Consider the following 12,362-nt stretch of genomic DNA (forward strand, 5'->3'; position numbering starts at 1 on the left):
GTTGCGGCCCCGTCACAACGGGCAAGCCGGGCGTCCCGTGGGCCGAAACCGCAAGATCGACGGGATGGCGGGCGACGAGGCTGGCCGGGGTTCGGTCTCGCGTGTGCGGGGCGGGCGGTGGCAGACTGCGCCAATGGGCGATGCGACGGGGAAGCGGCACCTGATTCTCCTGCACGGCATGGGTGCCACCGGCGAGGTGTGGCTGCCCTGGGCGCCGCTGCTGGAGCGCCGCTGGCCCGGCCGCTGGCTCGCCCCCGACCTGGCGGGACACGGCTGGTCGCCGCCGCTGCACGGCTACTCGTTCGAGGCCCTGGCCCAGCGCGTCGTCGACGGGCTGGGCCCGGTCCGGCTCGGCTCCACCGACCGGCTGGTGCTGCTCGGGCACTCGCTCGGCGGGGTGGTGGCGCTGGCGCTCGCGGCCCGGCAGCGAGGGCTTCCGGTCGACGCGGTGGTCGGGCTCGGCATCAAGGCGGTCTGGTCCCCGGCCGAACTGGCCAAGTCGGCGGAGCTGGCCGCCCGGCCGGTCACCTGGTTCGCCACCCGTGACGAGGCGGCCCGCCGCTACCTGCGGGTCTCCGGGCTCGCCGGGCTGTTCGCACCGGACCATCCGGTGGTGGAGGCGGGGCTGCGCCGGGTGGACGGTCGCTGGCGGCTCGCGATGGACCCGGCCGCGTTCGCCGTCGGGGAACCCCGGCTGCCGGCCCTGCTGGCCGCCACCGGTGTGCCGGTGCTGCTGGCCCGTGGCGAGCTGGACCCGATGGTGACCGACGCGCAGCTCAAGGAGCTGGGCGCGCCCGTGGCGACGCTGCCCGGGCTGGGCCACAACGCGCACGTCGAGGACCCGGAGGCGGTGCTCGCCCTGCTCGACCCGTACCTCTGAGCGGGCCTACACCCCGGTGCGCGGCGCCGGGACCGCCCAGTCGGGTTCCAGTTCGCGGCGGGCGGCGGTGAGGAACGCCTCGGCGTACCCGTCGGCGGGGAAGTCGCCCAGGTAGCGGGTCCGGGCCGCCCAGCGCTGCGCCGCCTTCGGGTCGGCGTCGAGCAGGTCGGTGAGCACCTCGTCCACGTTGGACATGTCACGCCGCAGCACGTAGCCGGACGCCGCCAGCGGGAACCGCTCGACGAAGTGCTCGCCGTCGGCGCCGGTGTCGGTGACCGCGTACGGCTTGCCGGAGTAGAGCCAGTCGGAGATCACCCCGGAGACGTCGGAGACCAGCGCGTCGGCGCGGTTGACGCACTCGGTGAGCGTCAGCTCGCGGCTCGCGGCGGCGCCGAACAGGTGCGGCCGGCCGGTCTTCGCCCGGTCGGCGGCGAGCAGCTCGGTGAGCCGGGCGAGCTGGCGGGCCGAGGCCGGGTTCTTGTCGGTGTAGGGGTGGGCGCGCAGGATCACCGCGGCGCCCCTGTCGATCAGCCGGCGGATCAGCGTCTCGGCCACCGGCAGCGAGCAGTAGTTGGCGTCGGCGTGGTGCCCGGTCCAGGTCGGGGTGTAGAGGACGGTGGGGTGCGCCGACGGGGTGACCGGCTCCCGGCGTACCTCGATGGCCTCGACCTGGGGGCGGCCGACCACGACGAACTTGTCGGCGGGGATCTCCACGCCGGCGCGGGCGTACCTGTCGATCGCGGCCTGCCCGGCCACGAAGATCTTGTCGAAGATGGCCGAGACCGGGTTGGCGCTGGGGGCCTTGTCGCTGTCGCCGTGGTGCAGCTGCACGTGGGTGAGCTGGTTGAACCGGATCACGTGGGCGTTCTTCGCGCCGTGGTTGACGTAGAACGCCACCCGCAGGCTCGGCACCAGCGCCTCGTCGAGCGCCTTCAGCGTGGGGCAGAGGACGACCGGGGCGCGGGTGGCGGCGGCCACCGCGGGCAGGAGCTCCGGTTCGCGCAGCACCACCACGAACGGGCGGCCGATCCGCTCCAGGTACGGCAGCCACATGGTGACCTGGTACTCGGAGCCGGGTGGCGCGGAGAAGTGCAGCACGAACTCGGGCTGGTGGCGGCGCAGCGCGCGGCCGACCGGGCCACCTCCGGCGGGCGGGCGGAACCGGCGCCGGGCCAGGTCCAGCGCGACCGCCCCGCAGCCGGCGCCGACCAGCAGCGCGGCGACGAGCGCCGTCCAGGCGGGCAGCGCCAGGGCGGCTGCGAGCGCCACCACGGCGAGCAGCACCAGCAGCGCGTCGCCGAGCCGGGCGGCGACGACCGGTGTCCACGTGCGGACCGGGAGGTTCGCCGCCCGGATCTCCAGCGCGCCGGCCTGCCGCAGCGGCCCGACCAGCAGCACCAGCCCGAGCAGGACCAGCGCGGTGGCGGCCAGCGCCGGGTCGAAGCCGTCGTCGAGCCGCCGCGCGTAGCCGACGAGGATGCCGGCGGCGACGAGCACCGTCTCGGCGAGGCCGTCGGCGGACGGCCGGACCCGGCGCTCCCAGGCGGTCGCGGCGAGCGCCGCGACGGCCAGGGCCAGGCCCCAGCCGGTCGCCCCGGTGAGCGCCACGACGAGGAAGGCCAGCACCGCCAGCCCGGTGGTCAGCACCCGGGCGAGCAGCTTGCGGACCAGGTCACCACGCATCTGGTACGTCCCGTCGGGTTCAGGCGTCGGCGGACAGCTCGGACCGGTGCGGGCCCGGCTGGGCCGGCACGGCGGCGACCTGCTCGCCGGGGGACCGGCGCACGTCGACCACCTGGCCGGTCAGGTCGGAGATCAGCACGTCCAGGGACGCCTGCGCGACCGCCTCGGAGGAGAGCAGCGTGTGCTCCGGCTCCTCGCCGAACGCCCGCGTCCGCATCGGGGTGGCGGTGCGTTCCGGGTTGACGCAGTTGACGCGTACGCCGAACTCGGCCCACTCGTCGGCGAGCGCCTGGGTCAGGTTGACCAGCGCGGCCTTGGTGGCCGAGTAGAGCGCGTAGCGGGCCCGGCCCCGGGTGTACGAGCTGGACGTGTAGAGCAGCAGCTGGCCCTTGGTCTGCTGGAGGTACGGCAGCGACTGGCGCGCGATGGTGACCGGGCCGACGAAGTTGACGTGCAGGAGACGGTCCATCGTCTCCGAGTCCATCTCGGCCAGCGCGCCCTTCTCCAGGATGCCGGCGGTGACCACCACGTGGTCGATCCGGCCGGTCGCCTCGAACGCGGTCTTCAGCGCGGCGGCCACGTCCTCGGCGCGTTCGACGTGCGTGCCGGTGGTGGAGCGGCTGAACGGGAAGACCTGGGCGCCGTAGCCACGGGCCAGCTCGGCCAGGTCGTGGCCGATGCCGTAGCTGCCGCCGAAGACCACGATGGTCCGGCCGGTCAGCTCCTCGGCGTAGCTGCGGTGGTCGGTGAGGCGGGGCGCCTGGGCGGCGGCGAGCTGGAACAGCTTGTCGGCCAGGTGCACGTCGACCGGGTGGGTGACCTTGATGTTCTCGTCCGAGCCGTCGATCACCTTGATCGGCGTGCCGGGCAGGTAGCGCAGCACCACGCCGCAGTCGTCGGTGGCGGCGAAGTCGGGGTCGCCCTCGGCCCGGCGGTACGCCTCGCGGATGGTGCCGGACCGGAACGCCTGCGGGGTCTGGCCGCGGCGCAGCCGGGAGCGGACCGGGATGTCGGTGATGCAGTCGTCCGCGTCCACCTGGATGATCGTGTCGGCGGACGGGATGGCCACGTCCACGGCCGAGTAGGTCCAGAGCGCGTTCACGCACTCGCGCACGATCCGGGCGCTGACCAGCGGGCGGACCGCGTCGTGGAAGAGGATGTTGACGTCGCCCTCGCCGACCGCGTCGAGCGCGATCCGGGTGGTGTCGTTGCGGGTCTCGCCGCCCTCGATCACCTTGGTGACCTTGCGGAAGCCGGCGCCGGCGACGATGCGTCGCGCGTCGTCGACGTGACCGGTGGCCATCAGCACGATGATCTCGTCGATCTCCGGCGCGGCCTCGAAGACGGCGAGGGTGTGCTCGATGATCGGCTTACCGGCGATCTTGAGGAGCTGCTTCGGGATGCCCAGCCCGAGGCGCGTGCCGGTCCCCCCGGCGAGGATCACGGCCACCGTACGCGCGGGGCGCCAGGGTGCCGGGCTCGCCGGCGCGGCGTCCGGTGCGGTGGTGTGGTCCTGCGTCATTGCCGTACCTCACTCTGGGTGAAAGGGGATGGGTCCGAAAACCTTAACGCGTACGCGGGAGCGCACCGCTCCGGGCGGAACCCGGTGCGGTGCGCTCCGGGGCGCTACTTCTGGTTCTCGTACGCGTCGCAGACCTCCTTGGTGGGGCCGTCCATCTTCAGGACGCCGCTCTCCAGCCAGATGGTCCGCTCGCAGGTGTCCCGGATCGAGCCGATCGAGTGGCTGACCAGGAAGACCGTGCCGGCACTGTCGCGCAGTTCGCGGACCCGCTGCTCGCTGCGGACCCGGAACTTGCGGTCGCCGGTGGCCAGCGCCTCGTCGATGAGCAGCACGTCGTGCTTCTTCGCCGAGGAGATCGCGAAGCGCAGCCGCGCGCCCATGCCGGAGGAATAGGTGCGCATCGGCAGCGAGGCGAAGTCGCCGCGCTCGTTGATCCCGGAGAACTCGATGATCTCCGGGGCGATCTTCTTGACCTCGTCCGGGTGCATGCCCATGGCGAGGCAGCCGAGCACCACGTTGCGCTCGCCGGACAGGTCGTTGAGCAGCGCGGCGTTCACGCCGAGCAGCGACGGCTGGCCCTGGGTGTAGACGGCGCCGCGGGCCGGCGGGAGCAGCCCGGCGATGGCGCGCAGCAGCGTGGACTTGCCGGAGCCGTTGCTGCCGATCAGGCCGATCGCCTCACCCTCGTACGCGGTGAAGCTCACGCCCTTGACCGCGTGCACCTCGCGGATGTTCGGCGCCTTGGTGCGGGAGACGATCCGCTTGAGCGCGGAGACCGGTGTGGTGCCGCCGCTCGCGCCCTTGTGGATCCGGTAGATCACGTGCACGTCGTCCACCACCACTGTGGGGACGCGACCCGAGTCGGTCACCGGGCCGGCGTTCAGCGGCAGGGTCTGCTCAGCCACGGCCGTACTCCTTCTCTCCGCGCCAGAAGTAGACGAATCCGCCGACGCCCATCACGACCGCCCAGAACAGGCCGAGTGCCCACAGCTTCAGCGGGGAGCTGATCAGGTTCGCCTGGTGCGAGTCGAGCAGCGCGTAGCGGGCCAGCTCGATGAAGACCAGCGGCGGGTTCCACTCCAGGATGTTCGCCGCCCAGTTCGGCAGGTGCTCGCGGATGAGCGCCACCGGGTAGAGCACGCCGGAGGCGTACAGCCAGGTGCGCATCACGAACGGCATGATCTGCTTGAGGTCGGTGACCTTGGAGCCGAGGCGGGCCATCACCATGCTCAGCCCGACGTTGAAGATCGTCTGGAGCAGCAGCATCAGGGGCAGCAGCAGCCAGCGGAAGGTGATCGGCTCGCCGGTGAACAGCACGATCGCGCCCAGGACGACCATCGACATGAGCAGCTGCTGGAGCTGCACCAGCGTGACGGTGATCGGCAGCGCGGCCCGGGGGAACTGGAGCGCCCGGATCAGGCCCAGGTTGCCGGTGATCGCGCTGACGCCGTTCGTCGCCGCCGTCTGGGTGAAGATGAAGATGAACACACCGGTGCACAGGTACGCGATGAAGTTCGGCACGTTCCGGCTCTGGGCCAGGATCAGGCCGAAGATCAGGAAGTAGACCGCCGCGTTGGTGAGCGGTGTCAGCACCTGCCAGAGCTGGCCGAGCTGGGTGTTGCTCAGCGAGGAGGCGACCTTCGCCCGCGAGTACGCGGTCATGAAGTGCCGGTACGCCCACAACCTGCGTGCGTACTCACCCAGGGCGGGTCGTTCCCCGGCCACCCGTAGCCCGTACCGCTGGGCCAGCTGGGCCCGGGTCAGTCCGGATTCGGGGTCGGCCACCGCGGTGTTGGCCATGTTCAGGCGCTCCGATCTTTCGTGCTGATGGGGAGCAGTGCGGTGAAAGAGATCCAGCGTGGCCGGGCGGGGAGGAGCCGCCTCGCTGCTGCATGGAAGGTAGTCCACCGAACGTCGGGACGCAACCGTACCGTCGTTGCGCTACATTGTTCCACGTGACGACCGAGAAGAGGCGTGCCCCGGCCGGCGCGGCGGTGCTGCGCGGGGAGATCACCAGTGCCATCCGCGCCGCCGTGATGCAGGAATTGGCCGAGGTCGGCTACGGTCGCCTCTCCATCGAGGCGGTGGCCCGCCGGGCCGGTGTGAGCAAGACCGCCATCTACCGCCGCTGGCGTTCCAAGCTCGACCTGGTGCTGGACATGGTCTCGGCGGTGGCCGGGCGGAACATCCCGCTGCTGGACACCGGCAGCCTCCTCGGCGACCTGGAGATCCTGCTGCACGTGATGGCGCGCGCGTTGCGTCACCGGCTGGCCGCGCAGATCATCCCGGACCTGCTGGCCGAGGCGGCCCGCAACCCGCAGATCGCGGAGAAGTTGCAGGCCGCCCTGGACGACTACCAGCAGGCCATCGGGCGGATCCTGATCGGCCGGGCGGTCGAGCGCGGTGAGCTGTCCCCGGACACCGACCGGCGCGCCGCCGTCGATCTCATCGTCGGCCCGGTCTACTGGCGGATGGCGATCTCCCGGGCGCCGCTGGAGCCCACCGAGGTGCCCCGGATGGCGGCCGCGATCGTCGCCGCGCTGCGGGTAGCATGCGTGGGGCCTGTACGCGACGAGGTGGAAGTCTGAACCCCGGGCCGCCCCCGGAGGGCCATCGTCGATCATGAACAAAAGGTCACACCCGGTCGGACAATCAGTGCAACCCGCTGGTTCTCCCGACAGACCGGTACCATCCCCCGAAATGTCTCTCATGAACCACGCGTCGACAGGAGGAAGCCCCATGGTCGGGCCGCATCCAGAGTTCATTCCCCCCGCACGGCCGATCATCGGCGAGGCCGAGATCGAGGCGGCCGTCCGGGTGCTGCGGAGCGGCCGGGTCGTGCAGGGCCCCGAGGTCGCCGCGTTCGAGGAGGAGTTCGGTGACCTCGTCGGCGGCCGGCACTGCGTCGCCGTCAACTCCGGCACCTCCGCGCTCCAGCTGACGCTGATGGCGCTCGGCTTCGGCCCGGGCGACGAGGTCATCGTCCCGTCGTTCTCCTTCGCCGCCAGCGGCAACGCGGTCCGGCTGGTCGGCGCCGAGCCGGTCTTCGTGGACATCGAGCCGGGCAGCTTCTGCGTCGACCCGGAGGCGGTCGCCGCCGCGATCACGCCGAAGACCGTCGCGATCATGCCGGTGCACCTCTACGGCCACCCGGCCGCGATGGACCGGATCATGGAGATCGCGCAGCAGCACGGCCTCGCCGTGGTCGAGGACGCCGCGCAGGCGCACGGCGCCGAACTGAACGGCACCCCGGTCGGCGCGTTCGGCACCGCCGGGTGCTTCAGCTTCTACCCCACGAAGAACATGCACTCCCTCGAGGGCGGCATGATCAGCACCGCCGACGCGGACCTCGCCCGCACCCTGCGGCTGCTGCGCAACCAGGGCATGGAGCAGCGGTACGCCAACGAGATCGTCGGCGCCAACATGCGGATGACCGACGTGGCCGCCGCCATCGGCCGGGTGCAGCTCACCCAGCTCGCCGAGTGGACCGAGCAGCGCCGCGCCAACGCCAAGTTCCTCGACTCGGCGATCACCGGCATGGTCACCCCGCCGGTCGCCGACGGCGCCAAGCACGTCTACCACCAGTACACCGTGCGGGTGCGGGGCGACCGCGACGCCGCCCAGGCCCGCCTCACCGAGCTGGGCATCGGCAACGCGGTCTACTACCCGACCCCGATCCACCGGCTCAAGCCGTACCTCGTCGACGGCAAGCCGGGCGCGTGGGACCTGCCGGAGACCGAGCGGGCCGCCGCCGAGGTGGTCTCGCTGCCGGTGCACCCGTCGCTGAGCCAGGCCGAGCTGGAGCGGATCGCCGAGGGCGCGAACCTGGCCGGCGGTGCCCGATGAGTGACGGCGGACGGAAGCTGCGGGCCGGCCTGATCGGCCTCGGCGCGATGGGGCGCAACCACGCCCGGGTGCTGTCCAACCTGGACGGCGTCGAGCTGGTCGGCGTGGTCGACCCGGCCGGCGACGTGACCGGCACGCTGCGCGCGCCCGTCGTACCCGAGCTGAGCGACCTGCTCGCCCTCGGCGTCGACTACGCGGTGGTGGCCTGCCCCACGGCGCTGCACGAGCCGATCGGCATGGAGCTGGCCGCCAACGGCGTCTGCGCGCTCATCGAGAAGCCGCTGGCCCAGTCCGTCGACGCGGCCACCCGTCTGGTCGAGGCGTTCGAGAACGCCGGCCTGGTCGCCGGCGTCGGTCACATCGAGCGCTACAACCCGGCGTTGCAGAGCCTGCGTACCCGGCTGGAGGCGGGCGAGCTGGGCGAGGTGTTCCAGGTCGTGACCCGGCGCCAGGGCCCGTTCCCGCACCGGATCGCCGACGTCGGCGTGGTGATGGACCTGGCCACCCACGACATCGACCTGACCGCCTGGGTGACCGGCCAGCAGTACAGCTCGGTCGCCGCCCGCACGGTCTCGCGCAGCGGCCGGCTGCACGAGGACATGGTCGCCGTGGTCGGCCAGCTCGCCGACGGCACGATGGTCAACCACCTGGTGAACTGGCTCAGCCCGCTCAAGGAGCGGTCGACTGTGGTCACCGGTGACAAGGGCTGCTTCGTGGCCGACACGCTCACCGCCGACCTGACGTTCTACGCCAACGCCGCCATCGACACCGAGTGGGAGGCGCTGCGCGCGTTCCGCGGCGTGGCCGAGGGCGACATGGTCCGCTACGCCATCCCGAAGCGGGAGCCGCTGCTGGTCGAGCACGAGCGCTTCCGGGACGCGGTGGAGGGCAAGCAGAGCGACATCGTCACGCTGCGGCAGGGTCTGCGTACCGTGCAGGTCGCGGCCGCCCTGCTGGAGTCGTCCGCCGACGGCAAGGTCGTGTCCGTGGCGGCCGACGGCAGCGACGCGGAGCCGGCACTGCGATGAGCCCGGCGCCGGTGCGGCGGACGGTCTCCGCGGTACGGCGGCGGATTCCCCGGCGGTGGCGCATCGCGCTCCGCCGGGCCGCCGCCGGCACCCGGCCCTGGCAGACCCCTTCGGTACGCGAACTGTGTGAACTCCCCGCCGGCACGCCGCTGCTGGTGCACGCCGGCGGGATCACCGGCGACCGGGCGCTGGACGGCGTGCTGCGCGCGCTCGTCCGGCTGCCCGAGTTCCACCTGGCGCTGGTCTGCGGCGAGGCGGAGCGGGCGTCGGCCCAGGACCTGGTCCGCCACGCCGGCAAGGCGCGCCGGCGGGTCCACCTGGTGCCGCGCCCGCGTACCGTGACGGCCGCGTTCCTCGCCCCGGCGGACGTGGCGGTGTTCGGGTTCGACCCGGACGCCGGTCTCGACCTGCTGGACACCTTCCTCGCCGCCGGGCTGCGGGTGGTCGCCGCCGACAGCCGGGTGGTGCGCGAGCACCTGGCCCGGCACGGCGGTGGCGACCTCTTCGCGCCCGGCTCGCTGCCGTCGTTCACCAAGGCGGTGGAACGGGCCCGGCAGCGCGGCGGCGACGAGGCGCCGCCGGCGCAGGAGCCGCCGGTCGCGCCGGTCGAGGCCGGCACGCCCGGCCCGTGGCGTCCGCTCGGCGCCGGGCCGATCCGGCTGGGGCTGGGCACGGCGAACTACGCCGGGCAGCTCTCCGCCCTGGCGGTGGCGATCACCACCGCCCGCGCCGACGTCGGCGTGGAGCTGGTGATGGCCAAGCCACCGGCCACCTACCGCTACCCGGCCGACCGCTACCTGAACTACCCCGGCGAGCACCGGCTCGACGTGCAGATCGCCCGGGCCGAGCGGGTGCTCGGCTGGTACACCCACCTGATCGTGGACGCGTTCCGCCCGGTGCTCGGCCGGGCCAACGGCGACGACATCGCCGCGGACCTGCCCGCGCTGCGCCGGGCCCGGCTCAAGGTCGCGCTGCTGGCGCACGGCAGCGAGATCCGCCATCCGGGCGCGCACCTGGAGCGGCACGCCGAGTCCGCGTTCCGGGACGCCCCGGAGGACCTGATCGGGCAGCTCACCACCGTGGCCGAGCGGAACCGGCGCACCGCCGAGGAGAGCGGCCTGCCGTTCTTCGTGACCACCCCCGACCTGCTGGACGACGTGCCGTCCGCCACCTGGGCGCCGCTGATCGTCGACGTGGACGCCTGGGCCTGCGACCGCCCGGTGCTGGAACGCGCCCGGCCGGTGGTGCTGCACGCGCCGTCGAAGCGGTGGACCAAGGGCACCGACCGGCTCCTGCCCCGGTTGCAGGAGCTGCACGATCGACGGATCATCGAACTGCGCCTGGTGGAAGGGCTGCCGCACCACGAGATGCGGCGCCAGGTGCAGGAGTGCGACATCGTGGTCGACCAGCTCGTGATGGGCAGCTACGGCACGTTCTCCTGCGAGGGGATGGCCGCCGGGCGGGTCGTGGTGGCATACCTGAGCGAAGGGCCGCACCGGGCCGCCGGGGTCCGGCCGCCGATCGCCAACGCCACCCCCGGCACGCTCGTCAAGGCCATCGAGTCGCTGCTCGACGACCGGCCCGCCGCGGTCGCCCTGGCCGCGGAGGGCACCCGTTACGTCCGTGACCACCACGACGGGCGACGCACCGCCGAGGTCTTCGACGCCTTCCTCCGGTGACCAGCCCACCCACCACCCACCACCCACGCCCGCACCGTCAACGAGGAGAAGCACCCGATGCAAGCTGGCGCTAACAGCGATGCCCGACCGACCCGGGGCCGGGTGGTGATGCTGGTCGACAACGGCGTCCACGGCGACTCCCGGGTGCAGAAGGCAGCACGCTCGGCCGCCGACGCCGGCTGGGAGGTCTTCCTCCTCGGCATCCGCAACGCCCGCTCCGACGTCGACACCTGGCGCATCGGCGGCGCCGAGGTGCGGCTGCTGCGGGTGCCCAAGCCGCTGCACCGGCTGCCCCGGGAGTACAGCCGGTCGCTGCGCCGGCCGCTGGCGTACGCGTCGACCACCAAGGCCGCCTACCGGGTCCAGGAGATCAAGGCGTGGCAGGCCGATCTGTACGAGCGCCGCGTCCGCGCCCAGGCGCTGGGCGGCGGGCTTCCGGCCGCCGTGGGACGGGCCGCCCAGCTGCCGTCCCGCGCCGCCGCCACCGCGCTCGCCCGCTGGGTGCGCTTCCGCAGCGCCGAGACCCGCCGGCTGCGCAAGGCGCAGACCGACCCGGAGGCGCTGTTCAGCCGCCTACCCGTGCGGTTCTGGAAGGGAGTGCTGGGCGACCGCGCCTGGCGCCGGCTGGACCCGGGCCTGTGGGACTTCGAACTGGCCTTCCGCAAGACGCTCGACGAGCTCAAGCCGGACATCATCCACGCCAACGACTTCCGGATGCTCGGCATCGGCGCGCGGGCGACGCTGCGGGCCCGGGCCGCTGGCCGGCGGACCAAGCTGGTCTGGGACGCCCACGAGTTCGTCGGCGGCATCACCGGCCGGGCCGACAACCCGCGCTGGCTGCCCGCCCAGATCGCCTACACGGCCGAGTACGCCGCCTACCCGGACGCGGTGGTGACCGTCTCCGACACGCTCGCCGACCTGCTCCAGGAGACCCACGGCCTGCCCGACCGGCCGGCCGTGGTGCTCAACGCGCCGATGGCGCCGCCGGCCGAGGCCGACGGCGACGTGCCGGACCTGCGTGCGCTGTGCGGCGTGGACGACGGTACGCCGGTGCTCGTCTACTCCGGCGCGGTGAACCCGAGCCGGGGCTGCCAGATCATGGTGGAGGCGCTGCCGGAGCTGCCCGGCGTGCACGTCGCGTTCGTGACCATGAACCCCAACGGCGACAACCAGTTCTCCGAGGCGCTGCGGGATCGCGCCGCCGAACTCGGCGTCGCGGACCGCGTGCACCTGCTGCCGTACGTCGCGCACTGGCAGGTGGTGCCGTTCCTGTCCGGCGCGGACGCCGGGGTCATCCCGATCCACCACAAGCCCAACCACGAGCTGGCGCTGATCACGAAGTTCCTGGAGTACTCGCACGCCCGGCTGCCCATCGTGGTCAGCGACGTGAAGACCATGGCGCAGACCGCGCGGGCCACCGGGCAGGGCGAGGTGTTCACCGCCGAGGACCTGGCCGACTACGTCCGGGCCGTCCGGGCGGTGCTCGCCGACCCGGAGCGCTACCGGGCCGCCTACGACAAGCCCGGCCTGCTGGAGGGCTGGACCTGGGAGGCCCAGGCCCGGATCCTCGACGAGGTGTACGCCTCGCTGCTGGGCACGCCCGCCGCGAGCGGGGCGCGTCCGCCGGCGTCCCGGCGCCCCGGCGACGAGCGGGAGTACGCGGCCACCTCGCGCTGACCCCCCGGCACAGAACGGTTCGGCCGGCTCCCCGCGAAGGGGAGCCG

General features: G+C 73.0%; 10 protein-coding genes. 6 read left to right on the top strand and 4 right to left on the bottom strand.

The features are described from left to right. Positions 1–133 precede the first annotated feature (133 nt). The gene (locus EAD96_RS08705; protein WP_121683889.1) at positions 134–880 is read left to right on the top strand and encodes an alpha/beta fold hydrolase; all 747 of its coding nucleotides are present in this window, start codon (positions 134–136) and stop codon (positions 878–880) included. 6 nt (positions 881–886) lie between these two features. On the opposite strand, the gene EAD96_RS08710 is transcribed toward EAD96_RS08705, so the two are convergent. From EAD96_RS08710 to EAD96_RS08725, 4 genes are all read right to left on the bottom strand, one after another. Further along, positions 887–2,563, bottom strand: coding sequence for a CDP-glycerol glycerophosphotransferase family protein (locus tag EAD96_RS08710; protein ID WP_121683890.1), 1,677 nt, complete (start codon positions 2,561–2,563; stop codon positions 887–889). A 19-nt stretch (positions 2,564–2,582) separates the two neighbouring features. Then, the gene (locus EAD96_RS08715; RefSeq protein ID WP_121683891.1) at positions 2,583–4,085 is read right to left on the bottom strand and encodes a bifunctional cytidylyltransferase/SDR family oxidoreductase; all 1,503 of its coding nucleotides are present in this window, start codon (positions 4,083–4,085) and stop codon (positions 2,583–2,585) included. A gap of 104 nt (positions 4,086–4,189) precedes the next feature. Next, a complete protein-coding gene (locus EAD96_RS08720) occupies positions 4,190–4,990 on the bottom strand; it encodes an ABC transporter ATP-binding protein (RefSeq protein ID WP_091423599.1) in 801 nt (266 codons plus the stop codon). After that, on the bottom strand, positions 4,983–5,885 hold the full coding sequence (locus EAD96_RS08725; RefSeq protein ID WP_121683892.1) for an ABC transporter permease: 903 nt from the start codon (positions 5,883–5,885) through the stop codon (positions 4,983–4,985). The genes EAD96_RS08720 and EAD96_RS08725 overlap by 8 nt, the downstream gene beginning before the upstream one ends. Positions 5,886–6,040: 155 nt before the next feature. Here EAD96_RS08725 and EAD96_RS08730 point away from each other — a divergent pair, with 155 nt between their 5' ends. The 5 genes from EAD96_RS08730 to EAD96_RS08750 all read left to right on the top strand — a co-directional run bounded on the left by EAD96_RS08730 (position 6,041) and on the right by EAD96_RS08750 (position 12,315). After that, positions 6,041–6,673, top strand: a complete 633-nt coding sequence (locus EAD96_RS08730; protein ID WP_120570716.1) for a TetR/AcrR family transcriptional regulator — start codon at positions 6,041–6,043, stop codon at positions 6,671–6,673. A gap of 151 nt (positions 6,674–6,824) precedes the next feature. Further along, positions 6,825–7,931: a DegT/DnrJ/EryC1/StrS aminotransferase family protein gene (locus EAD96_RS08735; protein ID WP_120570715.1), complete on the top strand. Its 1,107-nt coding sequence runs from the start codon at positions 6,825–6,827 to the stop codon at positions 7,929–7,931. Next, the gene (locus EAD96_RS08740; protein ID WP_120570714.1) at positions 7,928–8,959 is read left to right on the top strand and encodes a Gfo/Idh/MocA family protein; all 1,032 of its coding nucleotides are present in this window, start codon (positions 7,928–7,930) and stop codon (positions 8,957–8,959) included. Before EAD96_RS08735 ends, EAD96_RS08740 begins: the two co-directional genes overlap by 4 nt. Next, on the top strand, positions 8,956–10,638 hold the full coding sequence (locus EAD96_RS08745; protein ID WP_120570713.1) for a glycosyl transferase family 1: 1,683 nt from the start codon (positions 8,956–8,958) through the stop codon (positions 10,636–10,638). The genes EAD96_RS08740 and EAD96_RS08745 overlap by 4 nt, the downstream gene beginning before the upstream one ends. A gap of 57 nt (positions 10,639–10,695) precedes the next feature. Beyond that, complete coding sequence (locus tag EAD96_RS08750) at positions 10,696–12,315, top strand: glycosyltransferase family 4 protein (RefSeq protein ID WP_121683893.1); 1,620 nt, start codon at positions 10,696–10,698, stop codon at positions 12,313–12,315. The last annotated feature ends 47 nt before the right edge of the window (positions 12,316–12,362 follow it).

This window comes from Micromonospora sp. BL1 (assembly GCF_003667485.1).
Taxonomy (GTDB): Bacteria; Actinomycetota; Actinomycetes; order Mycobacteriales; family Micromonosporaceae; genus Micromonospora; species Micromonospora tulbaghiae.